We start from the raw sequence: 24543 nt of genomic DNA, 5'->3' as shown, positions 1-24543 counted from the left end.
ACTAAAGCTCGCGCCCCATCGCAGGATGGCTCCTGTTCTTGATCTTGATCCAGTACTTCTGCCTGCCTCCGCGGTATGGCCGATCGCGATGTTTGGAGACCAAGCCCTCTAGGCCCATCCGGCAGGCGGCGCGAAACAGCTCCGGCCCGATCTCGCCCCGTTCGAACGGTGCAACGGTGATGCCGTCCGGCCGGCGGGCCAAGAGCTGCTCTAGATTGGCCTTGCGCATGTGGAGGGGTAGTCGTCGCCCCCCCATCGCGAGGATATCGAAGGCGTAGAGCTGCACTTCATGTTCGTGCTTGCGCGAGCAGGGCGTTGAAATCAGAGATGCCGTCTACGCCCAGGATCACAGCTTCGCCATCGATCACGAAGCGCTGCTGCCGGTTCTTGAGGGCCGCTTCAGCAATCCAGGGATAGCGCTTCGTCCAGTCCGTTCCGTTGCGAGAGAGGAGGCGCACGCGCTCGTTCTCCCGGATAACCAGCATCCGGTAGCCGTCGTGCTTCACCTCATGAATCCAGTCCGGCCCGTTCGGGACCTGCTTGCTGGCGGTAGCCAGGCAGAGCTCGTACGCCATACGCATAGGCTGAAGATAAGATTTCCCGCTGACTTTACGAGTTGGGAACAGGTGGCAATTTGATGAGCTGGATCTTCCCTCGGAGCAGTCCCCGACGCAGCTCCCGCCGAGCCGAGGCCGTTCATTTAGTTTACGCTGGCAAATGTCCCGCGCGTCTCGAAGTAGAACGCTGCCGGGCTCGAAATGAATGTCCCGGCAGCATTTATTCTCCAACTGAGCCCTGAAATCCCAGTTGGCCTAAGCTTAGCAATGACCGTGCCACAGGTTTGTGACAGGAAATAGCAAAACGGCCTCGAGCAGTTCCGGGGCTGGCTCGGATGCTGAGGCCGTTCGGCGCAGCCTCGAAAATAGGCGCGCGCTGCTTATTTTTCCCGACCGAAGCCGGATTCGCAAGGAATACTTGGACCAACTGTACATTATTGCTGCCGGTTCACGCGGCTGGCCTCTGTCGGTTTCAGAGGCGCGGCTTGTCGGCAGGCGAAGCAGTAAGCGAACGTAGCACTTGTTCGGCCTGCTCCTTGGTTAAATTGGCCGCCCAACCGGTCCCGATCATTGCAGGGCCTTTGCGTTCTCGATCGTAGACCATCCAACCCTTGCCTCCCATTCGAACGAAGAATCGGTTGGGCGGTGGTATTTCGACAGGCAATGAAGTTGCTCCCCACGTGCCCTGCACCTAGGGAGTGTATCAGCTTGATTCATGAATGTCGGGAAAACATTGCAACGCACCCGGTGAGGCCGGTCACGATTGAGTGCGAAATGAGTGGCTCGAGGCCCACAAAAATGGCCCCAGCTCCGTGGGGCAGGGTGCCGGAGCTGGGGCCTGCCGGGGCGTCCTGGGGAAATGGCATCGGGAAAACTAGGCAATATGCCAAGCGTCCTGGCCCTGCCTCAGGTCACCGGTTCTTGTCGGGTTTGCCGTTGGGGCTGCCGTCACCCCCGCCATTGCCGTAGCCATTGTTGCCACGAGGGCCATCCTTCAAGCCGCCGCCGGAATGCGCGATGGCTGTGCTAGTCAGGGACGTCGACAGCAGTGCTGTGATGGCAGGGGGAGTTACAACGGCGAACTTGCCGCAGGTCTTCAGAAATTCCCGCCGATCGTCATCTTCTTGTTCTGCCATTCCACCCTCCGAGAGTTGCGCGGCTGATATAATTATTTAATCCACAATTAAATATATTAAATAGTTAATAGGTTCGATCACGATATGGAGAGGAGATTTCGGCGCGGCGCTCCGGCTGCCCCAGCCGCTGTTTGGAAGGCTGGGGCACCAGCCAAGAGAGGTCACCTGTCCTTCGGCCCGGGGGATTCACGTTCCTCGCGGCGCAGCCGGGCGCGCCGCTCCAGAGCTGCGCCCGTGTTATTTTTTTGGCACCTTCGCCCCCGGGACGTATTTGCTGCTCATGGACGACAACGATGCTGACAGATACCTCCGCCAAGCAAACGCCTGTCTCGAGGAGGCGCAGAAGGCAACGCGTGTTGCCGACAAGGAGGCGTGGCTGAAGCTGAGCGAAGAGTGGATGGCCATGGCGGAGAAAGCGCAGCGGGAAAGCTCTTATGAGCATTGAAACGCAAGGATGTAGCGGGTTCACATTGTTCGGGTGATCACTGACCGCGGCGAACGCCAGATATGGCTTGCGGCAACCGCTCGGGACAACGCAATCGACGCGGTGCTCGATGCCATCCCTGAGGGGTGGACGGCTAGCCTTGTTGATCGGGAGCTCGGCGCCAGCGAGGTGGCGGCGTTGAACATGCAGCCTGAGGAAGTCCGGCAACATAAGGTGTCCTAGGTTCACTGGTCGCGAATCCCGCTTCCCGGTTTGTTCGCATGCACCACAACCTAAAGACTAAATACGGTTGTACAGGAACAGAAGTAGACGGTCGGCGGGAACGTGCGCCCGCGTGTCAGCATTATTGACGCATGCCGCGCTATTTCTTCCATGTGACCCACGAACGCCACGAACCTGACCTTGAGGGCGAGGAGCTGCCCGACAAGCACGCCGCTTGGCATGAAGCCACGGTGACGGCTGGGCAGATACTCCAAGGCCTCGACGGGAAGCTAACGCCGGACCGTGGATGGCGGATGGAGGTCGTGGACGAGTTCCAGAACACCCTCTACGTCCTCCACATCCACGCCGAGAAACCAAAGTAACTGCGCACCAGCTTCTTCAATCGCTGCTGCAATCCTTGAGGTCGCGGGCTGGAAGCCCTGCTCGACCTCGCCGGCATATACCAGCTTGCCGCCGTGATCCCGGCCCACATAGACGCCGTCGAAGGATCTCCTTGATCTTGAAGTGGCGATCGTCAGCGTCTCGCCGTGCGCTCAGGTGCGAGAGCCGTGCAGAACCTTCCGCTCTAGAGGCACTCACCGGTCACGTCTGAGGCTCTTGGGCGGCTCCAAAAGCTCTTCCGTATTATGCCAAAGAGCACGGCACTCCGGTCATCCGTAAATTTGTAGTTCCCCGCCTCTGAACATACTTCCGCCTCCTCGACTGCGTTAAAAACGCCAGTACAGCTCTGGGGTGAGCCAGTAAAAAGACGACGTGACGGGCAGCTCCAGAAGGCTTCGAAGTCTCAAAAACCATCTTGAGTCGTTTGAATGTTAGCTCGCCGTACCGCAGATGCGTTTATCGCTCTCAGGCGGGTGCCACTGCGTTTGATATGGAGCGCCAAATGGATTCCGCGCTGGGCGACAAGCTCGCGGAAGAGCAAATCACGAAGAGCCTGGAGGAGCAGTTTTCTAAACTGCTCAACCCAGCGCGCGAAGAGGAAGTCGGTGCTTTGGCCCCGCCGACGTCTCGCGCCACGCCAGCAACGGTTCATCGCTCGGCGGGTCGGCGCTACATTGTTTTCGGTTCTCTCTTGGCAGCATCCATTGGTGTCGCTGCGTGGCGGTGGTCACCCTCCGTTGATACGGCGATGGTGGCTCCCTCAGACCCGGGACATCTGACTCAGGCCGCGCCGCACGCTGCCATGCCGACTGCAGTTGCCCTGTCTTCCGAGCTTGCGCGGCAGCTCCAACCGATGGCGCACGATCTCGCTGCTTTGAGGCAAACGGTCGAACAGCTCGAGGTGAGGCAAGAACAATTGGTCCGCGACAATGAAAGTCTCCTGAGCCAAATCAAGGCGACCCGGGAAGAAATGGCACACAACAACAGTACCATCGACCAGATCAAGGCGTCCCAGATCCAGATGGCGCGCGACAGCCAAACGCTCACCGAGCGGCTCAACGCAAAACAGGAATCCGCCCACGTCATCGCCAACGCCTCAGAGCCCAATGTGATGCCTGAAGAGCCAAAGGTGAGCCCCGAAGAGCCAAAGGCGATGTCCAAAATACCACTGCCGCGGACGCGGCAGTCGGCCAATGTAGCCCAGACGCAAAAGCCGGCGCCAACCCCGGCGCTGCCGCAAGCCAAAAACCCGCAGCCATCATTGGCATGGCCATGGTCGGTGCGCTAGAGCGACCGGAATCGAGCAACCGGGCCCGGCTAGTGCCCGATGACCCCTCTACATAGCTCTGCTCGTTCTGCTCGGCGGGGGTGAGTGGGGCGATGTTTGCAGGTCCTCGCGCAGGCCCTTGAAGCAGGCGGCTCGAAATACATCGCGCCCGATCTCGCCTTCGAAAGGCGCCATGATGATCCCGTCCGGCCGGCGAGCGAATAGCTGCTGCACCTGTTCTTGCGCACGTAGAGGGGCGGGGAGCGCAGGTCGTTCGTTAGGACGGTCGATCGGTCCACCATCGGACCACATCCGCTCGTTCCAAAATTCGCAGAGCAACTTGTCGGCCTCGGACCAGCGCCTCACCTTTGGATCTAGCCTCAGCTGATTGCGTCGTGAGAATCGTGGTCATGGCGGTCGCGGCTGAGTTCTTTTGCGAGAGCCTTGCGGTCGCCTCCGGAGAGCGGAGTCGGGTGGCGCTTCGGTGCCATGGCAGCATCCATCCCCGGCCGCGCCGGCGACTACTCGAACGCAGGCCAGCAACCGTCTTCCTCATGACGCCCAGTCCGTTGGGTGCAGGTGTTGTCCAATAGGCGCCGCCCGACATCCTTCCAGAGCGCCTCCCGGCCATAGAGGCGCATGGCGTCGACCTTCTGGATCTCGACCACCCTCGCACAGCGGCGGCACCCGACCCTCAGAAGATGCTGAGGAATTTGGTTGAGCCGCAGCGCCGCTCCGGATGCGACCGACCGCGCCTCGGCGCGAGGGTCGTCCAGCAGCGCCTGCCAATATTCCGCGGGTAAATCGGCTTCGGGAGGCAATTCGGGCCTCTGCGGCACGTTTCGGCCGACGAGAGCGGCCAATTTGTCCATCTGCTTGGGTGTCGGCATGCGCCAGCTCGCGGGTCGGTTCGTCATGCTGAATTAGAACATAAAGAGAACAAAAGAGTCGATAGTGCGCGGAAAAGATTCCGGGCGGGCAGGGGCAGTGCTGTCGGAACTGGGCGCGCTTATTCGTCTTGAATCAGGCGTTCCGAACCGGAGTTCTGCGTACCATGGCCCCGCGTGCCAACTGGAAAGGCTTCCTGCGTCTGTCCCTCGTGACCTGCCCAGTCGCTCTCTACCCGGCCACGTCGGAGAGCGAAAAAATTTCGTTCAACCAACTCAACCGGCAGACCGGCCATCGCATCAAGTACTTGAAGGTCGACGCCGACACCGGCGACGAGGTGCCGAACGAGGACATCGTCAAGGGCTACGAGCTCGACAAGGGACAGTACATCGAGGTCTCGAAAGAGGAGCTCGAGGAGATCGCGCTGGAATCAACACGAACCATCGAAATCGACGAATTCGTCGACAGGACTGAAATCGATCCGCGCTACCTGATCCGCCCCTACTACCTGCGGCCCGACGGCAAGGTTGGCCACGACGCCTTTGCGGTGATCCGCGAGACCATCCGCGAGATGGACAAGGTCGCCATCGGTCGAGTGGTGCTGACCAACCGCGAGCACATCATCGCGCTCGAGCCGATGGACAAGGGCCTGGTCGGAACGCTGCTGCGCTACCCCTACGAGGTCCGCAGCGAGCAGGAATATTTCGACGAGATCCAGGACGTCAAAGTCACCAAGGACATGCTGGATCTCGCCAAGCACATCGTGAACCAGAAGGCCGGCCGCTTCGATCCAGAGAAGTTCGAGGACCACTACGAAAGCGCCCTGGTCGAGCTCATCAATCAGAAGCGGGCCGGTAAGGTCATTCGTCCGAAAGAGCGGCCGAAGGGGGAGAACGTCGTCGATCTGATGGACGCGTTACGCAAGAGCGTCGGTCGGGAAGCTGCGCCGGCGAAGGAGGCAAAGCCCGCCAAGAAGCCAAAGAAGGCGCCAGCTGGCCAGAAGGAAATGCTGATGCCCATCGCGGGCAAGAAGCCTGCGAAGGAAGCTGCGGCGAAGAAGCCTGCACCTGGGGCGCGACGGAAGTCGGCCTAGCGCCGTCTCCAAGGAACCGGATGTCCTCGCATCGGTTGCCTTGTTTGCAGCGAAGGGAGGTTCGCATGGACGTCAAGGAAAGCTCTGCAATGACGGAAGCCTCCGGCCTCGCGAGCAAACAGGAAGGCACGCCGGCCCCGTCCACGGCGCACGCGGGCTCTACTGCGCGTGTGTTGCCCTCGCCGGATGATTTGATTCGCTGGGCCGACCGGTTGCGCGAGGTGACCGTGAAAGCGCCGCTGCAGTCACTCTTCGCCGCCTTCGTGCTCGGAGTGTGGGTGGCGCGCCGGCGCTAAGCTGAGTGCAGCCGCTCTTTTGCTGCGCGCGAGTGCGCCTCAGGGACTGCAAGATGGGTGCGCCGCCAACAAGTCGCCGGTCTGATCGACCGTCCTACCCTCCGGGGAGGCATTCCGGGCAGGCCTCGCTGATGGAGTTCAGAACCTCATGGATCTCGGCGACGGCGTCATCCGGAGGGATCCCGCGCGGTGGATCCTGGCAGGCGAGATCGACGGCGCGCTCTCGAGCGTGCGGGTCTGCCCGGTCCAGTGCCAGCCATGCTCCTCGCATTCGCGGACGGCACCTGCCTCCTGCAGCAAGTTGATCGCCCAGCCGCGCAACGTGCGGATCGCCGGCCGTCGTTCCTTGGTCATCAGCATCGAGATCACTCCTGCGGGGACGAATCCTTCGGCCCGACTGCTCGTTCCAGGCGGTTAGCACGGGTCAGGGATTCGCAATCGGCAGGGGAAGGGCTTGTCCCCGTGTTCCGTAGCGCCTGTGCAGAATACCGCTTCCTAATGGGCGGGGACGGACACAATGTCCGCTATTCCCACGGTAACCGAACAACCGAAACTCGCTGCGAACGTCGCCGATGGGCCGACAGCCGACATCTCCAAAAGAGGCAAAGCCCTGCGCAAACAAAGAAACCAGCCGAGCGTTCTCGCGGGTTCGCTCCTTGCGCCGCTGGCAGATCGCGGGCGATCTCGTTTTCTAAGGCGGTCCTCGAAAGCTATTTCTATTTCTTCGGCGCGGAGCCGTCCTTCAAGGAAGCGTTGTAGTCGGCCTGCGAACTATTGATGTTTGATGGATTGCCGGGCGCACTGCTACCGGTCGTCGCCGCGCTCGTGCTCGTTGGCTCTCCCGGTGCGTGAGAAGCCGAGCCAGCCCGGTCCTGGTTGCCCACATAGCCGGATTCGCCGGAATTGCGGGTCTTAATGCCCTTATCAGCTTCAGTTTGCACGTTTTGAACGACACCGGATTGAGACGTCGTCTCCGTTTGCTGCTGGGCGGCAGCAGGTATCGACATCACTGGAAGTGCGACAAGCAATGCTGCAGATAGGTATCGCATGGCTGTTTCTCCATCTAGCCCCGCCGCTTGATCAACGTGCGCAGCCCCGAACATTTCCGCCAAACTGATGAAAACTTGTGACTGCTGCGTTGACACACTTCACGCAAACACTAGCAGGGCAGATCGCAATCTGTGTCCCTCGTCCGACGCTAAGAGCCAGGAGAGGGCTTGCTGAGTCGATGTCCCTGAGAAACCGCCCAGCGCCGTGGGCCGCCAGTAACTGAACAAAAATGGGCCCCAGCTCCGGGCAGCGGGGGAAGAGCTAGGGCCCGACCTTCAGTACCCACTTGGGGATGGGCATTGGGAAAATTTGGAAATCGGCATTGCGTAGAGGGCCTGACGATGCATGCTTTCAGCTTCGCACGCGATATTGCACTCCTTCATGAACGCGAAAGGCTGAGTTTTGAACAGGCTGAGCTGGAAGAATTGCGCATGCGAGTGCTTATGGCCGAGCAACCGATGAAGAGGACCAGAGTAGAAGGAATGGCAAAGCGGATCGGGACCGCTGGTCGCGAAGTGCAGAGTGCGTCAGTTGGCGCTGTCCGACATCGCCATTGAGTGGCTTATTTTGTTCTGGGCCTTAACAGGTGGCGAACGCAAACCGCCGCCCGTGCGTCGTACTCACGGGCGGCGGTCAGGCGATACGACCGGGCAATGCTAGGTTGTGCTCGCACCAGGAGTTTGCATCGGCGCTACCCTAATAGCGCGCAATCAGTGCATGTGGCCGATCAGATAGATGCCACCACCAAGAACGATCACGGCCGGAACAGCCCAAAGCAGAAGCACAGGCATTCGTCTCTCCTCAGTTGTGCCCTCCCGGGTAAAACCGGAAAGGTCAACATACGTTCCAGAAGGAACCCCACCCCGCAATGAGGAGTTTTCTGCCGCGCCGCATCCAGCGGCGAGGGAGAACGCGATGAATAGAATTTTGATACTGGCAGCTGGGCTGCTCATGACCACTGGCGCGATGGCTCAATCCACGACTACCGTCACAACAACGACGGGAACCGCGCGCGGCGCGACTGTCCAGATCGAACCCGAGTATCGCACCAAGATCCGGTCCTATGTCACCGAGCACAAGGTCCGGCCGGTCGAGACGCGGGAGAAGATCGTGGTCGGCTCGCCGGTGCCGCGCGACGTCGAACTCGCGACGGTGCCAGGCGATTGGGGCCCGTCGCTCACCAAATACCGCTACGTCTATTCGGGTAGCCACGTGATGCTGGTCGATCCCGAGACCCGCATGGTTGTTCAAGAGGTTGATTAACGCCACCGCACGGCGGGCCGTGAAGGCACGGTCCGCCGGCGTCATCGCACCGTTTACATACCGCGGTAATACTTGATGCCCATCGTTCGATATTTTTTGATCGCAGGCGCTTTCGTGGTGGCGCTGCTGTTCGCGCTGGATCGCTCTTTGCCACCGCTCGCCGAGCTTTCGACGGGGCCCGGTGTCGACCGCAGCAACATTCGTATCCACTCCGCACGCGCATGGCCCGAAAAAATCATCTTCGACGCGTCCGCCCAGACAGCGCATACCGCCTCTCCACGCTGGCTCGCCGATCGTCAGGTGATCGTCGGGACATTCTGACAGTGCTGTCGCATTACCGCGGCGCGCAGCAGTGAGCTCGATGAACAATGAATGAATGAAGCGGTGCCAGACGGCTCGCGCCACGGAACTTCGCATCAGCATTTGAATCAATGCGTCAGCGTGACGGACACAAGGAACGTTTGCGCATTTGCCAATTTATCCCGGGCCTAATTGGCAATTTGATTTTGGAAACCCCTGGAGGAAAACGGACATGAGGATCCTGAAGCTTTCTGCAGCCGCGGCCGCGCTGTTGGCCGGCACCGCACTCGCCGTCGCGCAATCGAGCTCGACGATCGGCACCGGCGGTTCGTCGGCGGGTGGCGGCACCAGCAACTCGACCGTGGGAACCGGTGGCTCGTCGGCGGGCGGCAGCGGATCGGGCTCTGCATCGACGCTCGGCACGGGCGGCTCGTCGGCAGGCGGCGGCACCAGCAGTTCGACGGTCGGCACCGGCGGCTCCGCGGCGGGCAGCGGTTCGGGCAGCGGCTCGGCATCGACGCTCGGCACCGGCGGCTCATCGGCCGGCGGCGGCAAGAGCTCGTCCAGTGTCGGCACCGGTGGCTCAGCCGCGGGCAGTGGCTCGAACTCCGCATCGACCGTCGGCACCGGCGGGTCGTCTGCCGGCGGCGGCAAGAGCGGCTCGACGGTCGGCGCGGCCGGCTCCTCTGCGGGCCATGCCAGCGACATGGGCATGGAAAAGGGCAAAGGCCATCACAAGGGCGAGATGAAGAAGGACAAGGATTGATACTTGACCAGGGAGCGGCAGCGATGCCGCTCCTTCGTCTTTGTTGGAGGAGACTTCGCATGAACAGATCAATCATTGTGATCGCGGCGTTGGCCTTGATGACTGGCGCAGCTCAGGCGGCAACCATGGAAAAGACTGGCAAGACGGCATCGGGCGAGACCTGCAAGGTCACTGTCGAAAAGCATGCAGACGGCAGCATTGCCGCAGTCGGCGCGTCGGGCTCGAGCACCACCGGATCAACGGCGTCGAGCGGTTCGCTTTCGAGCTCGAGCTCGGCCGGCGGGTCGTCGGTACATGTGCAGGCGGGCGGCGGCAACGTCTCGAGCTCCTCGTCGACGGCGGGCGGTCCTGGCACCACCAGCGCCAGCACCATCACCGTCAACGGCTGCACGATCTCGACATCGTCCCCTTAAATTCCATCTGAGAGGATTGAAACATGAGGACTCTGCTTACGACCTCGGCGGTCGTACTCCTGCTAGCCGCCACTTCGCCCGTTCTCGCCCAGAAAAGTATCACCGGCGGAAGCGGCGGCTCGGCCGCAGCGGGCGGCACCTCGGCCTCGACGGTCGGCACCGGTGGCACGTCCACCTCGACGAACGGCAGCACCGGCTCGTCGATCGCGGCCGGCGGCAGCGCCGCGGCCGTGGACGGCAAGACGAAGACCGGCGTCAGCATGAACAAGGGCAATGGCCCGGTGATGAACTCGAACGCACGCGCGCAGGCTCATGACGGCGGCACCTTCAGCCGCTCGCATACGCGCACCAAGGTCAAGGCCGGCGAAGAGGTCGGCTCGACGACCAAGTCGATGTCGCATGTGCCGGGCTCCAAGCCGACCATGTCGACCACGTCGACGACTGCCCGATAAACCTCACGACCTGCTGCCCGACCAGGTCGGGCAGCTCTTTTCTTTGGATCCCTTTCAGCCGCCGGTCAGGCTATGGCTGATCCGCGTGACGACGCGGTCCCATTGCCGCTTCTCGGCCGCGGGATAATTGATCAGCACACAGTGCACGTAGCTGCGCGAAAAAATGCAGCGGTTGTACCAGATCTTGTCGCGCTTGATGCTGGAGACCACGAAGAAGTTCGGCGAAACGCGCTTGTAGATGATTCCGGAGGGCGGCTTCTTCTCCGCCAGAAATTGGGCCGGCGAAAGACCCTGCCGGTTCGAGACGGCCTGGATAGTGAGATCGCCCCTGCCGTCGGTCGTGCGAAACTGCTGGCCGTATCCGTCGGGCCTGCCGGCCATCTCCGTGAAGAGCGACGCCGGCATGTCGACCGATGTTCCGGACTCGTCGACCCGGAAGGTCGTCCAGCTCTCCGCGCGGGCGGCAGACAGCGTGGCAAGCAGCGCGAGGGTGGGAGCGAGCGTCCATTTCATCTCCGCCTCATCAGTTGCGGGGCATCAGTTGCAGCTCCATCAAGGCAATGCGTTGCAGGTCGGCGACATCGCGCTCGCCCGCGCCCGCGGTGCGCAGGATGGATTCGGCGAGCGCATTGACGTGCGAGGCGTGCACGGGCTCCGGCAGGCTCGCGACCGCGGCTTCCAGGGCGCGCGTCATGATCTCGATCATCTCGGGGGAAAATTCAGCGTTGGAAAAGTTCTTCATCGCGTGCGCCGGCCGCTGATGCGGACCGCGGCTCAACGCCGGGAAAAAGTGGAAGTTCCTGCATCACACAGTCGGGTCGGCGAGCGGGACCGCAAGCCTGAGGCCGAGCTACGCTGCGGCTGGTAGCGCGGGAGAGGCTCGACTTCCGCGTCCTCGCTGGCGGCACTCTGCATTCTCACATGGCTGCCGATGACGAGGCCCGTGAGCGAGAGCATGAGCCCGAGCGCGAGTGGCGCGAACAGGGCCTCTTCCTGGAACAATCCGTTGAGCAGCACGACCATGACGCCGAAGCCGGCGAGACCCTGCGTCAGATAGCCCGATGACGCTTAGAGGCGCCATGAAAGCGCGGATTGAATTGTTGACGGCAGTCTGCTGTCGGATGAAGAGATGGCGCGCTCGATGAAGCATCAGACAGCTCTGTTGCTCGACCGTCTTGGTCGGCACGAACCGCATGTTGGGTCTGGTGACCGCCTCGCAAATCGCCTCCGCGTCCGTGGTGTCGTTCTTCTGCCGCTTGACGTAGGGCTTCACATAGGCCGGAGGCATCAACCGCACCGTATGTCCCCAACGCCTGCAGTTCGCGGGACCAATAATGGGATGACGCGCAAGCCTCAATCCCCACCGGGCACGGCGGCAACTTCTCAAAGAAGGATAGCACCAAACGGCGCCTTGAGCTGGCGGCGGATCTCCACCTGACCGGCTGCATCGACGCCATGCACTTGAAAGACCGACTTCGCGATATCCAGACCAATCGTCGAAATTGACTGCATAGGCTGCTCCTCCGAATCGTGAGAGCCTCAAACGGCGCCCACTCCTTGGCACTCTCGTGCCCGTGGAGGAGCCGTCCACAGCATCACATGCGGACATAGAGCTGAGAGATATCAGATAAAGCCTTCGATGTATTCTCGCACCGCCCTTGTGTCGCCATCCGCGGCAGCACAGATGCCGAATGCATGGATTTCATGAGGCAATGCGCTCCTTGGGCTCTTGACGATATCCGTCATCACCGAAAAAACCGCATTGCGCATACGGCCGGCGCTCAGAAGCGCGAGCGCGGCTTCCTTGCTCAGTTTGAGATGTTCTTCTCGCGTTAACATTCAAGGCAGGTGGCGGGTGATGACGTAAAACAGCCTGTTCGTCACTGGCTTGGCAGTCAATGCCGTGAGAGTGCCAAAAAGCAACGGAGCCCAGCGCACTGTGCTATCGCGCGATGTCCATTGAGGAGCGGTGGGCGGACGTCCGGCAGATGCGGCGCAACTTCGCAGTTGGGCCACAAACGGACTTCACTCAGTCATCGGCCGCGAACCCGGGCTCCTTGGCGGTCCTGATAATTGATCTAGCGCCTTTATTCGTAGCTCTCTCGCCGCGACAGGTTCTGCGCTCAACTCGCACGTGCGAGAAACAGGAACATCGCAATGCTAGTCCGCGTTAGGGAGCACCAGAATACGTCGTTGAGAGGCCGCCCCATGAACAAAGCAATGCTGAACAGACCAATCGCATGCGCCGCCCTAGTGCTCGCGCTGGCCATTGTTCCTGCTACGGCTCAGCAGGCTGGGCGAACGCAGGTCGGCACGCTCACCTGCAGCATATCGCCGGGCGTTGGCATGATTGTCGCTGGACAGCGGCAACTGAGCTGCATCTATGCATCGGCCAGAGGTAGGGCGCGCGAGACTTATGAAGGCACCGTCAGTACCCTTGGGCTCGACATCGGCGCCACGTCCGGCGGCAAGCTGACTTGGGCCGTTTTTGCACCGACCACATTGCGTCGGGCCGCATTGGCAGGAACCTATACGGGTGCGACCGCCGGCGGCACGGTCGGCGCCGGAGTGGGTGCCAACCTCTTGATCGGCGGCTCGGACCGCACGGTCGCTTTGCAGCCACTGTCCCTGCAGGGTCAGACGGGCGTGAACATTACAGCGGGCGTGTCCAGCATGGAGTTGCGGCCGGCCCCTGCGTCAGCGCCTCGCAGGTCCCAGCGATAACATCAGTCAGCGCCAGCGGACTCTCCTTTGATGCAGATCAAAGGCTGGCCCCTTGGGGTGTCGTGCTAGGGGCTGGAGGGTGACAGGATGGCGCGGCGGACAGTTGTTGTAGTAGTCGATGACGATGCGAGTTTCTGAAGAGCGTGGCGCGGCTTGCTCGACATTAACCTAGGGGGAATTTCGGGGGATTGCGCTGCAGCGCCGGCTTGCGGCATCGGGATCAAACCGCCGTCTTCATGACCGGACGACGAGGCCACGCGCAATGAGGCGATGAACGCCGGATGTATCGCATATTTACGCAAGCCATTCGCACGGGATGTCTTGCTGAATGCCATTTCGAAAGCCTCGGCTTAGCAGGCGCAGCCAGAAACAAGACGTTCGGGGTCGCTGCGTCCGCCGTCAAAATGCGAAGCACTCAGGTTGAGCAAATCTGGTCCGCTCTGACGCAGCGAGCGCACCTCCGCCAGATGCGGCGCAACTTCGCTGATGGGCCAAAAGGCGAATTACTCGGTGATAAGCGCAGGGATTTCCGGCCAGGATTATATGCGCCGTCGCTCTCTCCCATTTGTCAACGTGGCTGACGGTAATCGCCCGGAATTGCTGTTGCGCGAACTATTGGATGGAGTCTTCCGGCACGAGCCATGACGAACGTGTCTTCGCAAAACTGGTCGTGGTGGTGAAGTTCGGCGCATGTGCGACCGGCTGCATTAGCGGTGTCATGGCGCGCGATATGGACTTCCGAGGTGAACGGCGCCGTTGAAGTTACCATCGCCTGCACCTCTTCCCTATGAACCAATGGCCGGCCACCAGAGCGACCGGCGAGGGTGTCGTCATGCTGGCGGGCGCGCTGCCGCGGCAGGCGACTGGACTGATGATCTGATCAATCGGAGGCGTTATCCAACAGAGGAGTATCCTATGAAGTTGGCTCAAATATCAGCACTAGTCATTTGTCTGCTCGGCGCGCCGGGAATTTCGTTGGCCGCGGACGCCAAGGGGGACGTGCAGCAGGCTTACGCCGCTTGGGATGCCGCATTCAACAAGCATGACGCGAAAGCCATCGGCGCTTCCTATGTCGCGACGGCAAAATTGATGCCGCCCACGCATCAGGTGGCGTCAGGTCCGGCTGAGATCGAGAGTTTCTTTGCCGGCCTCTTCGCGAACGGTGTGACGGGTCACAAGTTGGAGATGATCGACGCCGGCGGAGACGACAAGGTTGTATTCGGCACAGCAAAGTGGAGTGCCACCGGTAAGGACAAGGAGGGCAAGCCATCTCCGTTGGGTGGCTTGGCGATGCATGTATTCGAACGCCAAGCCGACGGCTCGCTCAAATTGAGGCTGCAAACATTCAACTAAAGCGGTCGAAGCTTCATCTGTCCTCATCTGCCGGCAATGCATTTCTTCCGACAATTCGCTGATGGCGGATTTGTCCAAGCCGCGCTGAAGAACCGTGAGCAGCACTTCGTCGTCGACGGGAGAGGCCGTGGTGCTCGGCGTGGACGGCGTCCCGACTTCAACGCCCCCGCATTCGCGCCGGCATGAGGACGAGGTGCAGCTTTACGCCTTCGATATTTGATTTCGTGGATCCAGTCGGGGCCGGCGGGTACGACCTTGGCGGCGGTCGGCAGGCAAAACTCGAACGCATTGGGTATGGCATGTAGATAGGGAGAAAGCGGCAATCCGCGAGCCACTGTCCCAGGACGTTGGCCGCGGCGAACTCAATCGCCGCGGCCCGCACCGTGTCAAAATGCCGGGTAAAATGGATGCAGGTGAAATATGCGGCCAGCCCCGGTTTGCCGGTTTTTCCCGATCCTATAAGTTCCAACTATCGCAAATGTGAATCTGAATAGGTTTTAACTTGAGAACTCGCCTCCTCTGGAACGTTTGCGCGACTACCACGTTTTCCCGGTGCCCTTTGCCCGAGGGCAAGTCCCCAAGTTGACGTGGCCCCAGCTCCATCGCCCCCCTGCGAGCTGGGGCCTTTTCTTTCTCATCGCGATATGCCGGTAGTCGCACCGCTCTCAGCTCTTTTCGGCGGCAAAACGAGTGCCAGCGAATGCCGTTCACCGGGAACAGGAATGGCGTGTTGATCTTGTCGACTTCGATGCCGGCGGCCAGCTGCATAGAGGCGGGTCTCGACATGTTTCATGCCCCGATCCCGCGATGGGCGCCCTGAATGTGCGGCTCGAAGTCGGCAGCCTCGCCGCAGAAGCAGCGCGCGCGGCGATCCGTGTTTTGCGTCGGCAGCCGCTTGCCCGTGTCCCACATGCGGCGCTTCCATGCGTGGAAATCGCGGTCGCGGCGCCAGCGCTCGAATTGCTCCTCGGACAGGGTCGGGAACCGGGCCCATGCTGTCTCGAACTGCTCCCGAGCCGCCTCGAAGGATTGCGCCCTCTCGGTCAAGCGGGTGCTTAGACTTGGATGGAGCCCATGATCCAACCCCATTGATCGGCGTGGTTTGGCACGCCGGAACGCTTGCCGATCTGGCCGATGCGGACGTCGCCGAAATAAACGTGCCAGCCTTGCTCGTCGTCGGGCCGGCGGGTGAGGGCGGTCATGGCAGAGTTATCGCATGTGAACGCAAAGAGAACAAACGAGTGCGGAATCTGTGCGTATTGGCCGTTCGAGGGGCCGCGAAGGAGGCAAACGAAAAGCCCCGGACGATGCCGGGGCTTTGAGCTCTTAACTTTGATCAGTTGGGCGATCAGTAGGCCGAGACCGCCGGCCCGCCGAAGCGATAGCTGACACCCGCTCGCACGGTGTGGAACACCGGATCATGCTCGTACGAGAAGCCGGGGAACGAGACAGTCGAGTTGTTCCGGAAGGTGCCGAAATCGGTGTAACGATACTCGACGCGGGCCGACCAGTTGGGCGTGAAGCCATATTCCCAGCCTGCGCCGACGGTCCAGCCGGTGCGGGTGGTAGAGACCCTCTCAAAAAGAGTGTTCGCGAGCACGTAGGTGTGGTCCATGTCTGCCCAAGCCACACCGCCGGTCACGTAGAGCAGCGAATTGTTGAAAGCGACACCGAGGCGACCGCGGATAGAGGCCTGAGCGTCGATCCGAAAGTCCGTGCCGTTGGTGTTTGCCAGGCGGTAGCCACCCTTTACGTCGGCGCCTTCCACGTCACCCTCGAGGCCGAAGACGAATTGGCCAGCCTGCCAATTGTAGCCAATGTGACCGCCGCCAACCACGCCATCAGCATTGAATCCCTGGACGAAGCCGGTGGGGGCGCCAGTTGCGGTGACAAACTCACGGGTGCTGTTGTCACCCCAGGCGTAACCGACCTGCGCACCAATATAGAAGCCGGTCCAGTTGTAGATGGCGGCGACAGGCGCGGGAGCCTTGGTGTAAGGCCGGGCGGCCAGATCGGCCGCTGACACGCTGGCGGTGCCGAGGACGAGAGCGGCAGCGCTGATGACAAGCTTTTTCATTATCTTCCCCAATTTTCAGACGTTGAATGCAAGCAATTTGATGATGCAACATAGCTCAGAGTCGCGCGAATGGTGTTACTCGCCCGCAACAGTGGCGATGCAATCGATCTGTCCCTCAGCTGGTAGTTGCTTGGTTTTTATGAGAGTTCGCTCCGTCGAAGCAAGCGCGGCTGCGCCGAGATAAGCGTAATCAGGCTAAGGGCGGAAACTGCGACATGCGGACGCGGGCCGCACACGCTTTCGAATGCCAACGCAAGTCAATTATGCTGGTCCTGTTGTCCGCCGCACCGCTAAGAGGCTGAACCACGTTAGGGAGCCGGAGACTGGCGTGAAGATCGATCTTCCCGAAATAGACCTCAAGACCGTGCAAACCATTGGCAGCCTAGAGCTCAAAGACCAGCTCGGCCGGCCTGTCGGTCAATACTTTTTTGGGAAGGGCGCGGGTCGAACCGTCTTGCTGTTTGGGAGGTACAAGGGGGCATTTAAGACCCATGCTGAATGTCGGGCCTTCATCGATGGCGTGCTTGCAGTTATCGGCTCACCAATCCCCTGACTTGCTGGGAATGGTTAGCTCCCCTACGGCGCTACTATTTCTAGGATCAGCGGTGGAGGCGGCCCATCAATTAGGAACTAGTGGTAATGCGGCGGGCTTGGTTGTGCTCTGGCCTTCAGCCCCCTCTGCAGTGCCAGAGTTAGACGCACATCAGTCCGTTGAGGTGTGGGACAGGCCTCGCAGGGTTGCCCGGCTGGTGCGTGAGAGTTCAGCTGATAACGGCGGCAGGGGATCACCGCGCCTTGATTGTCTCGGAATCAGCTTCTGGATTTCGATCGCACATATGTCCCGCTCGTGCAGATCGAGCCAGCCTCGCTCGATAGCATACTTGGTACCAGCGCCCGACTCTGAGGCGTCGCGCTTCAAGGTGAAGAGAAACGACGAGTTGATCCTTCTCGCGCCCGTCCTGAGCCGGCTCGATACTGGCGGCGAGCTGGACGAGCCGGGCGGTGGCTTCAGGATCTGCATAGGGACGTGGGGCTGCGTACTTTGTCAGGTCTCATCGCTCTCAGGTTGGCGGCCCGTGATTGCCATCTTCGGATTGCCTCGCTCGAAATCGGGCCGGACTTCGGCGCCCCGCGCGCCGCAGCCCCGACATACGAAGCGAGGCTCAACGTCCGACAGCCGCGCCTCGTCGGGCCAGGAGGCAGCATCCAACGTGACATGGTGGCCGCAATGGCAATAGATCAAGATGCAGCTCAGGCCCATCGCACGCATCTGGCCGAACGTGATCTTCATCGGCCGGCCGTCGGGGTGGGTGGGTGTGTGGCGTCGAACACGAGGCATGGCGTTATCGAAGCGCGGCGCCGGCGAGAGTCAAATTATCAATGCCTAGGGGTTCGGAACGCGAGTGAGCTACTGCGTGTCGCGGTGTCGGAAAAGTCCCCGCTCAATCGTCCTTTTGCGGCGGGGCTGGGTACTTCCTGACTAGCCGATCAAGGGGCTCACGTGCTTCATGAGCTGGCGAAATCCGAGGACCCTGGCACCAGACCGGTTGCGGTAAACGTCCAGATGATCTCGCTAGATCTCAGCCGTCGGGCCGCGCAAACTGCGAAGCCAAACAAACCAGACCCCATTCACATTCCACTCCGTGCCAGCTCGCGTCCTGTAGCGGTCCTAGTGTGGCGCAACCAACGCTGCCATGCCAAAAGCGACCACGCATGCGGCAGCTAGTGAGCAGAGAGCTATCACAATCCTCCTTGGGCATGGTGGCCTCCTGACCACAGCCGCCCCTAGTCTCATTGACGTACGAGCTTGGATCTCATGCCGATCAGCATTGTGTAGGCAAGTCGCCGCCAAATCAGGTTCATCAGAACTAGCATGGTGGCATCCCCGTGTCTGACGCCATCAACCTAGAACCTTGTCCGTTTCTGGACGACTTCGCCGATGGCGTTAAATGGTTTCGTGCACCCGGTGATCGTGCCAGCGGCCGGCAATGCTAACGGTTTGGGCTTGGCGCTCCGCTGAGTGCCCGGGCAACCGCCAACATGTTCCTTTTTGTAGCCGCGGGTCGCCGGGGCGCCCAAGAATTCGCCTTGCAATTGTGCCCGTCTACTGTCGTAGTGCTTTGATTGTTGAGAGATTATCCAGTCCAGTTGTGTTGAGGTCGTGATGAGTATTTCCGATCGCACTTTCGATGCCGCTGTTGCTCTGCACCAACGTATCGTTTTTCTCGACTGTCAAATGTCCGAATTTGGGGTCGTGCGGAACCGATTAGCGCAAGCTCAGTTGCGCCGTTCGCGGTCCAGGTCGACTCGTTCAGCTTCCAACAGACTAGGTCGGCGCCATAGGTGTAGGTAACTTCCCGCGCTGGTCTCATCATTTGACACGGGCGTGAGACATCCCGCGCAAAACGGGCGCTCACGCCATTCCTCTCCTCTTTACCGCAGGAGACTGGGAATGATCAGGCCTATCGTTTTTGCTTTCGTCGCTTTGGCTCTGGCCGCCGGCACCGTGCAGGCTCAGCAGGGCATGTCTCGTAAAGGCTTTGTCCGCAGTTTAGATAGCTGCAAGCAGCTTGCTGCCGAGCGTGGGTTCTCGAGTGCGGGCGGAATAATGAAGGGACAAGGTCGCGCAAAGCGAGAGTTTGTCATGAACTGCATGCGCGGCAAGCAAACCTGAACGAAGCCATGGAGAACCCGCCGGCTACCAGAGTCGTCCGGTTTTCTTTGAACTTGGGAAGTCTAAGGGCAGGGGCTCGCCGTCTCACACTCAGGAAACGAACGACTCGGGGGCAAGCTTTTCCGCTTCCTCTAAGATGGAGCGGCCAACCCTAAGAGCAATGCTCTTTGGCATCGACAATCGGATAGGTCCGGAGATCGTCTTGATCTCGACGAGCATCACGTCGGGCCTGCCGTGCGGCACAATAAGCCGAAGTCCAGCGACGCCATGCCACTCAAGCGGAGGCTCTTTTTCGGTCATGACACTTCCGTGCGCGCCGCTTATCTACCCTCGGACAATGCCTGTCTGCGCGGCCAGGCACCAGGTCGCAGCAAAGAGCACCATAGCGGTGAACAGCTTCGGCGCTATCCAGTTATCATCAGGAAACGATCCCTGAGCTCGAGCCCTCAATCTGAGAGCGAACGTAGTGGCGCTGCTGATTAGAGCCGCAGCAAGAACGGCGAATGCGACATAGCTAAAACCAGCGGCGTAGAAAAACACCGCGATCATCCCGAGAACCCAATCCATCGCCTGTCCCCTCAAGCGTACTCGATTGTCGTGTCACGCGTAACCAATTTCGCCTATTAGGGATCCATATTGGAACCATGGAACTTTGGCTCATCCCGCTTATGATAGTCGGAATTCTTGCCGCCCTGCTATTTTCTGACCGCCTAGTTTGACGCTCTGATGGCAAGAGGCGGCGTTGGTTCACGCGACGCGCGCTGTGTGGGAATTGCGCCACAGCTGAAAAGAGTGAGAGAGGGGCGGGAACGTCCTCTCGGCAACTGGCTTGTTGCACCGGCGACGGTCTCGGTCTCACGGGGCAAGAGCCTGTCCGGAGGCCCCAGCATCATTACGCCCCCCGGCCCGATGCTGGGGTCGCCACGGACCTGATTGCAAGCCTTTGGTTTCCACTCTGGAAGTCCGGCCGGACATCAGCGCCACGACTACCGCACCCCCCACAATGACCCGCGGCTCAAGGTCGGATAGTCGCATCTCGTCCGGCCAGGGATCGGCGCTCAGAGCGACGTGATGGCCGCAGTGGCAGTAGACGAGCACGCCGCGCACTCCCATGCCGCGCATGTCCTCTCGGCCTGCACCCACGGGAAGATCGCCCGCACCGCAGACACCGTATGGACTCACGGGATCATTTCGGAATGCATGGCGCGGAAGGGCTATACGATTTTCCCGCCCAAAGGTTGATTTGCAGGCTCACGCTATTCCCGGCGGGTTTTTCTTTTCCTGTCCTGCGAAACTCACCGCCGGCCCGCCGACTCTCGCCGAGGCGCATCTTTGTCGGTCTTGGTTCTGGCCACCAAGCCACCCAACAATCCCACTGCAAGGCAGTACAACGTTCCTTGCGTCACCTGGGAAAGCTGACTGTTGAATAGCGAGCCGAGTACGTTTTGGAAGACAACAGCTTGTCCCAGCATAGCGAAGACGCTCGACCCCTCGAAAAGCAGGAAGTGGCTGATCCACATTGCCAGCAAGAGCGCACCGCCAAGGAGCCCCACCTGTATAGCGATCGCTAGGAATTGGTTATGTGGGTCAGGAACTGCCTCGCCGTAAGGAGAGGGCGTTTCTGCCTCTAACCTCTGGTAAAGTGATTTTGTGCTGCCTGTTCCATGTCCGAGGAGAGGAGCTTCGCTGATCATCCCGATTGCTTTTTGCCAAAAGTCGACGCGACTGGCAGTCGAGAGAGTTGGTCCTGCTTTTGAGTCACCGCCGCTCAGTGAGCGAACGTCAGTCGTGATCTGAACAATGCGACGCTGAGCTTCGCTCGATAGCATCGTCGCCGCAACAGCAATGACTGCCAGGGGCAGCACGAGTACTGCGCTCTTGCGCCAGCCGGCAATTCTTGCCAGCAAAAGACCAAGTAGTGCGGCGCTGATCAGCATACCTGTCTTGGAGAGATAGATTAGGAAGATATCGGCAAAGAAAAGCAGAGCAAGGACGGCCGCGACCAGGGCTCGCCTTTTCTGACCCTCAGCAAAGGTCTTAATCGCCAACAGCGCCAATCCGAAAGCACAGAGCGCAAAGCAGGTGCTTTGCACGGCATTATCTTTCACCGGAACGCCCGGTGTCTTAAACCAGCTCCATGGCCCAGATGGCCAGGCCAATGAGGCAAGCGAAAGTATGAGGATGATTAGGCAAGAGGCCACGAACGCATAGCCCAGGTGGAGCGCTTCTTGCCGGTTGAATGTCGTCGCCATCACGAGAGGAATGAGCAGCAGCTTTACGTAGTGGCTCAAGCCTCCCGGACCGAGGGGCTGATGGGACCATAGGGTCCCGATAGCTACAAGCGCGAAGATAAGCACCGGTGTGATTGCCGCTGCGGATCGCATGGTCACAGACCAAGCCGACGGTCTCGCTGTTAGCAGCGCCAATAAAGTAAAGATCCCCAGTGCGATCGCCAATCCGCTTGTGCTGATTGGAATCATGAAGGCTGTAGCAATAGCTGTGATATAGCGCGCACTCTCTAGGGCAGCGCGAAGGTGCTTAGGTATCATCTGGATTCCGCAGCCGCATATCGAAACGTGCCGTGAGCAGCGAGGGCGGCGCCGAGGAGAAGCCATAGACTTCTCTGGTATAGCATTTCATGAGCGGCGGACATCGTTGCGAAAACTGTCAACAGCAAGAACACAAACCTGTCGATTGGGTCGCCAGTCCATGCGTTGCCGGCGGACCGCTTCCAGAGATAAACGACGGCACCATAGATGATGAGGAACCCGACTATTCCGTATTCGGCCAAAAGCCAGATTGGCGTTGAGTGAATGGGAAGGAAATCGCCCGTCTGCATAGCGTAGTCATGCACAAACGCCCCGAGCCCATCTCCGAAAATTGGACTGGAGAGGAACAGTGCAAAACCTCCTTTGAGACTTTGAAATCGCTCTCCGTCTTGGTTGTAGAGCAACGAGTAGAGAACATCGCCTTGCTTGGTCCAGTTATTGAAAACGAGGACAAGCGCCATCGACAAAACGGCGAGACCTACAGCGATTAGAGCTCCGCGAAGCAAAGTCTTCCTGCTGAGTCCCCAGAATGCTGGTGGAATGACGAGAGATAGTACCAACGCCGAACCGAAGGATGCGCGAGATCCCGAAAACCAAATCGCAGCAAAAAGCGTAGCTGCTATGCAGGTCTTCTTCACCCGGCCAATATCCAAAACGGTTGTCGCCGCAACCGCCAGGAGAAGCTGAAATCCGAACGCGTTAGGGTTCTGGGCGAACCCTGATATCCTGAACGGAAGTAGGCTCTCGGGAACGGGCACGCCAGCACTACGCAAAATAAGAAGAAAGAGATCGAGAGCTGCGATGGCCGTTACCGTCCCAACGAACGTTCCAAGCAGGATGTTGAACCCCTTCTTTTCAGAGAGACTTGCGACCAAGGCCCCCACAAAGAAGTAAGCGATGAGAACGAGCCAGCCGAGCCCCTTGTTCGTGAACGCCCACGAGGTCCAGCCTATCTGGAAATATCCGTTGACCAGCGCGATGAGCGTATCGATCGAAAAGAAGATCAGGAATGCGTTCACGAACGGGACGCGCCAGTGCGGCCAAGTGCGGTCGCGGATGTGCCAAATGGCAAAGAGTGCGCCGCCGAGAATGGCCACCGGATCGGCGAAATTGACATTGATCCGTCCGTGGCCGGATGGCAGGTAGACCTGAAAAGCTACGGCTGTTGCTGCTGCGATCGGAAGCCAGTTCGCGAGGGCGGTTCCGAAATCGCGGCCAGCCGTGCTTTCGTCGACATTAGAGACAGCGCCCGTCGATCTCCATGCTCTGTGCGAGATGCCAGCGAGAACTGCCGCCACGAGCAGGGATAAGACACCGATGGTCACCGCGGACACTAGGCTCTCGCCGGGAGATAGGCCAACCGCGCCGAGCGCGAAGACAGCACTCACTTCCCTGATGCCCCACCCGGCGAGACTGATCGGCAGGCTGGCAGCCAGCATGACGACAGTGGTAGCTGCGGCAAGATGGAGAAGGGGGGTATTCGGCGCGAGCGCATGCGCAACGAAGATGTAGGCCGTCATGGTTGATAGCTGGATGGCCGCGCTTAACACGAATGCAACCGCGAACTGGCCGATGTGTCCGCGATCGATCGTGGGTAATTGGGAGCGAGCGATTTCTCCCCATCCCAACCAAGCGCCGCTAATCAGGGCCGTAATTGCTCCGACGAACAACTTAGCCAGATCATATCCACCCGATTGACCATCGACGCTGATAACTCCGAACAGGTACAGCGCGCCAGAGGCCGCGAGCAGCACGGATACGATCAGGGCAAACAGCCTTTCGTATCCCGTGATGACGACCGTCGTCGCCAGCGGGATTCCAGCTCGAGAGAACAGAAAACCTCTCGCGATCACTTGGCCAACGACTTGAAAAAACAGATTGGCGGCAATCTGGCCAACGCTGACTGCTGCCACGGCTTGCCTGAACCCAAGCGAATGGCCCGAGTAGGCTGCCAACATCCGAACGCGCGCACTCGCGATCAAATAGCCGATCGCAATGGCTACCGCGATCTCAACTACCGTAGGTGTCGAAATGTTACGTGCGGCAAGCTTTAGGGACTCGACGTCGCTGTTGTAAAGCACCAAAGCGATAGCCGCCCCTAGCGCGGCCATGGACAGTAGTATTCGAACGTTTCTCACGTATTTTCCCCGTGACCCTCCGGCAGCGTCGGTAGACAGCAGGAGGTAGAGCGCCAGCCCAAGTGTCCGTATAGGCTGCGGCACGCCGGTTTCAAGGCACAATGTCGCTATCAGACTAAAGTCCGGGCGCGGTGGGCAGGCGCTAGGCTGTTTGTCTGATTTCCGACGAGCCTGGCAGGAGGATGGGCTGCGTCGAGTGCAACCCGAATGACCTTGTGAGGCGAGGTTATGTCCAGCTCGACGAAAATGATCCTGGAGCCATGCGGGCTCAACGACCGTCATTCGCTCGATAACATGAATATGCACCGTCGGCGGCTTTGCGCCCGGTAATTGAGGCAGCGTTGGAGTGCTTATCAGGGCCGGTCGGCGGGTAGGGGGAGTTCGCCGAGCCATTGAACGCGGCGGCATGCTCCGCGACAGCGGGCCGCAAGGGCATTAGCTGGGTCGGGGGGGGCGAGCGCTTGCCCAGCATCTAGCTACTTCTGTCCAGCACTCCGCT

The 24543-nt window shown here is 60.1% G+C and carries 33 protein-coding genes and 2 pseudogenes; 15 read left to right on the top strand and 20 right to left on the bottom strand.

Translation table 11 applies throughout. The features are described from left to right. Position 1: 1 nt before the first annotated feature. The 3 genes from RAD04_RS16155 to RAD04_RS16145 all read right to left on the bottom strand — a co-directional run bounded on the left by RAD04_RS16155 (position 2) and on the right by RAD04_RS16145 (position 1693). On the bottom strand, positions 2-286 hold the full coding sequence (locus RAD04_RS16155; RefSeq protein ID WP_461624559.1) for an ATP-dependent DNA ligase: 285 nt from the start codon (positions 284-286) through the stop codon (positions 2-4). Position 287: 1 nt separating this feature from the next. Beyond that, a complete protein-coding gene (locus tag RAD04_RS16150; RefSeq protein WP_461624558.1) occupies positions 288-575 on the bottom strand; it encodes an ATP-dependent DNA ligase in 288 nt (95 codons plus the stop codon). A gap of 893 nt (positions 576-1468) precedes the next feature. Then, positions 1469-1693 (bottom strand): hypothetical protein, encoded by a 225-nt coding sequence (locus tag RAD04_RS16145; RefSeq protein ID WP_461624557.1) that lies wholly within the window; start codon positions 1691-1693, stop codon positions 1469-1471. Between the two features lie 280 nt (positions 1694-1973). On the opposite strand from RAD04_RS16145, the gene RAD04_RS16140 reads away from it, so the two are divergent. The 3 genes from RAD04_RS16140 to RAD04_RS16130 all read left to right on the top strand — a co-directional run bounded on the left by RAD04_RS16140 (position 1974) and on the right by RAD04_RS16130 (position 4029). After that, on the top strand, positions 1974-2138 hold the full coding sequence (locus tag RAD04_RS16140) for a hypothetical protein (RefSeq protein WP_461624556.1): 165 nt from the start codon (positions 1974-1976) through the stop codon (positions 2136-2138). Positions 2139-2491: 353 nt separating this feature from the next. Next, positions 2492-2722: a DUF6894 family protein gene (locus RAD04_RS16135; protein ID WP_461624555.1), complete on the top strand. Its 231-nt coding sequence runs from the start codon at positions 2492-2494 to the stop codon at positions 2720-2722. Between the two features lie 521 nt (positions 2723-3243). Beyond that, complete coding sequence (locus tag RAD04_RS16130; protein ID WP_461624554.1) at positions 3244-4029, top strand: hypothetical protein; 786 nt, start codon at positions 3244-3246, stop codon at positions 4027-4029. 264 nt (positions 4030-4293) lie between these two features. Here the strand turns inward: RAD04_RS16130 and RAD04_RS16125 are convergent. Both RAD04_RS16125 and RAD04_RS16120 read right to left on the bottom strand, forming a co-directional pair. Next, positions 4294-4499: pseudogene (locus RAD04_RS16125) on the bottom strand (hypothetical protein); the annotation flags it as partial. Between the two features lie 30 nt (positions 4500-4529). Beyond that, positions 4530-4925: a hypothetical protein gene (locus RAD04_RS16120; RefSeq protein ID WP_461624553.1), complete on the bottom strand. Its 396-nt coding sequence runs from the start codon at positions 4923-4925 to the stop codon at positions 4530-4532. A 137-nt stretch (positions 4926-5062) separates the two neighbouring features. On the opposite strand from RAD04_RS16120, the gene ku reads away from it, so the two are divergent. Then, a complete protein-coding gene (gene ku / locus RAD04_RS16115; RefSeq protein WP_461624552.1) occupies positions 5063-5989 on the top strand; it encodes a non-homologous end joining protein Ku in 927 nt (308 codons plus the stop codon). A 65-nt stretch (positions 5990-6054) separates the two neighbouring features. After that, positions 6055-6285 carry a hypothetical protein gene (locus RAD04_RS16110; protein ID WP_461624551.1) on the top strand — a complete coding sequence of 77 codons (231 nt, stop codon included), beginning with the start codon at positions 6055-6057 and terminating at the stop codon, positions 6283-6285. A 94-nt stretch (positions 6286-6379) separates the two neighbouring features. Here RAD04_RS16110 and RAD04_RS16105 read toward each other — a convergent pair. Both RAD04_RS16105 and RAD04_RS16100 read right to left on the bottom strand, forming a co-directional pair. Next, a pseudogene (locus tag RAD04_RS16105) lies at positions 6380-6645 on the bottom strand (hypothetical protein). A gap of 356 nt (positions 6646-7001) precedes the next feature. Then, entirely contained in the window at positions 7002-7334 is a 333-nt protein-coding gene (locus RAD04_RS16100; RefSeq protein ID WP_461624550.1) for a hypothetical protein, read from the bottom strand. Between the two features lie 916 nt (positions 7335-8250). Between RAD04_RS16100 and RAD04_RS16095 the strand changes: the two genes are divergently transcribed. The 3 genes from RAD04_RS16095 to RAD04_RS16085 all read left to right on the top strand — a co-directional run bounded on the left by RAD04_RS16095 (position 8251) and on the right by RAD04_RS16085 (position 9664). After that, positions 8251-8598, top strand: coding sequence for a DUF1236 domain-containing protein (locus RAD04_RS16095; RefSeq protein WP_461624549.1), 348 nt, complete (start codon positions 8251-8253; stop codon positions 8596-8598). Positions 8599-8673: 75 nt separating this feature from the next. Beyond that, positions 8674-8919, top strand: coding sequence for a hypothetical protein (locus RAD04_RS16090; protein ID WP_461624548.1), 246 nt, complete (start codon positions 8674-8676; stop codon positions 8917-8919). Between the two features lie 211 nt (positions 8920-9130). Further along, positions 9131-9664, top strand: coding sequence for a hypothetical protein (locus tag RAD04_RS16085; RefSeq protein ID WP_461624547.1), 534 nt, complete (start codon positions 9131-9133; stop codon positions 9662-9664). A gap of 112 nt (positions 9665-9776) precedes the next feature. Here the strand turns inward: RAD04_RS16085 and RAD04_RS16080 are convergent, their stop codons facing one another. Continuing rightward, positions 9777-10055: a hypothetical protein gene (locus RAD04_RS16080; RefSeq protein ID WP_461624546.1), complete on the bottom strand. Its 279-nt coding sequence runs from the start codon at positions 10053-10055 to the stop codon at positions 9777-9779. A 45-nt stretch (positions 10056-10100) separates the two neighbouring features. Here RAD04_RS16080 and RAD04_RS16075 point away from each other — a divergent pair, with 45 nt between their 5' ends. After that, a complete protein-coding gene (locus tag RAD04_RS16075; RefSeq protein ID WP_461624545.1) occupies positions 10101-10529 on the top strand; it encodes a hypothetical protein in 429 nt (142 codons plus the stop codon). Between the two features lie 54 nt (positions 10530-10583). On the opposite strand, the gene RAD04_RS16070 is transcribed toward RAD04_RS16075, so the two are convergent. Together RAD04_RS16070 and RAD04_RS16065 are read right to left on the bottom strand one after the other, a co-directional pair. Further along, positions 10584-11042, bottom strand: coding sequence for a hypothetical protein (locus tag RAD04_RS16070; protein WP_461624544.1), 459 nt, complete (start codon positions 11040-11042; stop codon positions 10584-10586). Between the two features lie 10 nt (positions 11043-11052). Next, positions 11053-11235, bottom strand: coding sequence for a hypothetical protein (locus RAD04_RS16065; RefSeq protein ID WP_461624543.1), 183 nt, complete (start codon positions 11233-11235; stop codon positions 11053-11055). Between the two features lie 215 nt (positions 11236-11450). On the opposite strand from RAD04_RS16065, the gene RAD04_RS16060 reads away from it, so the two are divergent. Beyond that, the gene (locus tag RAD04_RS16060; protein WP_461624542.1) at positions 11451-11594 is read left to right on the top strand and encodes a hypothetical protein; all 144 of its coding nucleotides are present in this window, start codon (positions 11451-11453) and stop codon (positions 11592-11594) included. 318 nt (positions 11595-11912) lie between these two features. Here RAD04_RS16060 and RAD04_RS16055 read toward each other — a convergent pair whose 3' ends face one another. Both RAD04_RS16055 and RAD04_RS16050 read right to left on the bottom strand, forming a co-directional pair. After that, complete coding sequence (locus RAD04_RS16055; RefSeq protein WP_461624541.1) at positions 11913-12041, bottom strand: hypothetical protein; 129 nt, start codon at positions 12039-12041, stop codon at positions 11913-11915. A 111-nt stretch (positions 12042-12152) separates the two neighbouring features. After that, on the bottom strand, positions 12153-12368 hold the full coding sequence (locus RAD04_RS16050; RefSeq protein WP_461624540.1) for a hypothetical protein: 216 nt from the start codon (positions 12366-12368) through the stop codon (positions 12153-12155). Positions 12369-12737: 369 nt separating this feature from the next. Here RAD04_RS16050 and RAD04_RS16045 point away from each other — a divergent pair, with 369 nt between their 5' ends. From RAD04_RS16045 to RAD04_RS16035, 3 genes are all read left to right on the top strand, one after another. Then, a complete protein-coding gene (locus RAD04_RS16045) occupies positions 12738-13253 on the top strand; it encodes a DUF992 domain-containing protein (RefSeq protein WP_461624539.1) in 516 nt (171 codons plus the stop codon). A 915-nt stretch (positions 13254-14168) separates the two neighbouring features. After that, the gene (locus RAD04_RS16040) at positions 14169-14606 is read left to right on the top strand and encodes a YybH family protein (RefSeq protein ID WP_461624538.1); all 438 of its coding nucleotides are present in this window, start codon (positions 14169-14171) and stop codon (positions 14604-14606) included. Positions 14607-14700: 94 nt separating this feature from the next. Continuing rightward, positions 14701-14826 (top strand): hypothetical protein, encoded by a 126-nt coding sequence (locus tag RAD04_RS16035; protein WP_461624537.1) that lies wholly within the window; start codon positions 14701-14703, stop codon positions 14824-14826. A gap of 569 nt (positions 14827-15395) precedes the next feature. Here the strand turns inward: RAD04_RS16035 and RAD04_RS16030 are convergent. The 3 genes from RAD04_RS16030 to RAD04_RS16020 form a co-directional block, all read right to left on the bottom strand. Continuing rightward, the gene (locus RAD04_RS16030; RefSeq protein ID WP_461624536.1) at positions 15396-15653 is read right to left on the bottom strand and encodes a hypothetical protein; all 258 of its coding nucleotides are present in this window, start codon (positions 15651-15653) and stop codon (positions 15396-15398) included. 8 nt (positions 15654-15661) lie between these two features. After that, positions 15662-15808, bottom strand: a complete 147-nt coding sequence (locus RAD04_RS16025; RefSeq protein WP_461624535.1) for a hypothetical protein — start codon at positions 15806-15808, stop codon at positions 15662-15664. A 146-nt stretch (positions 15809-15954) separates the two neighbouring features. Beyond that, positions 15955-16683 carry an outer membrane protein gene (locus tag RAD04_RS16020; RefSeq protein WP_461624534.1) on the bottom strand — a complete coding sequence of 243 codons (729 nt, stop codon included), beginning with the start codon at positions 16681-16683 and terminating at the stop codon, positions 15955-15957. A gap of 328 nt (positions 16684-17011) precedes the next feature. Here RAD04_RS16020 and RAD04_RS16015 point away from each other — a divergent pair, with 328 nt between their 5' ends. Beyond that, positions 17012-17236, top strand: a complete 225-nt coding sequence (locus tag RAD04_RS16015) for a hypothetical protein (protein WP_461624533.1) — start codon at positions 17012-17014, stop codon at positions 17234-17236. Positions 17237-17728: 492 nt separating this feature from the next. Here RAD04_RS16015 and RAD04_RS16010 read toward each other — a convergent pair whose 3' ends face one another. After that, positions 17729-18022 carry a hypothetical protein gene (locus RAD04_RS16010; RefSeq protein WP_461624532.1) on the bottom strand — a complete coding sequence of 98 codons (294 nt, stop codon included), beginning with the start codon at positions 18020-18022 and terminating at the stop codon, positions 17729-17731. 1113 nt (positions 18023-19135) lie between these two features. Between RAD04_RS16010 and RAD04_RS16005 the strand changes: the two genes are divergently transcribed. Beyond that, on the top strand, positions 19136-19357 hold the full coding sequence (locus tag RAD04_RS16005) for a hypothetical protein (protein ID WP_461624531.1): 222 nt from the start codon (positions 19136-19138) through the stop codon (positions 19355-19357). 90 nt (positions 19358-19447) lie between these two features. On the opposite strand, the gene RAD04_RS16000 is transcribed toward RAD04_RS16005, so the two are convergent. The 4 genes from RAD04_RS16000 to RAD04_RS15985 form a co-directional block, all read right to left on the bottom strand. Further along, complete coding sequence (locus RAD04_RS16000; protein WP_461624530.1) at positions 19448-19657, bottom strand: hypothetical protein; 210 nt, start codon at positions 19655-19657, stop codon at positions 19448-19450. Between the two features lie 24 nt (positions 19658-19681). Next, complete coding sequence (locus tag RAD04_RS15995; RefSeq protein WP_461624529.1) at positions 19682-19924, bottom strand: hypothetical protein; 243 nt, start codon at positions 19922-19924, stop codon at positions 19682-19684. Between the two features lie 728 nt (positions 19925-20652). Further along, a complete protein-coding gene (locus RAD04_RS15990) occupies positions 20653-21648 on the bottom strand; it encodes an O-antigen ligase family protein (protein ID WP_461624528.1) in 996 nt (331 codons plus the stop codon). A gap of 254 nt (positions 21649-21902) precedes the next feature. After that, positions 21903-24017 carry a lysylphosphatidylglycerol synthase domain-containing protein gene (locus RAD04_RS15985; RefSeq protein WP_461624527.1) on the bottom strand — a complete coding sequence of 705 codons (2115 nt, stop codon included), beginning with the start codon at positions 24015-24017 and terminating at the stop codon, positions 21903-21905. Positions 24018-24543 lie beyond the last annotated feature (526 nt).

It is taken from the genome of Bradyrhizobium sp. 25ACV (assembly GCF_054863005.1).
Note: the sequence above shows the minus strand (reverse complement) of the source record. Positions and strands in the feature narration are given on the sequence as shown.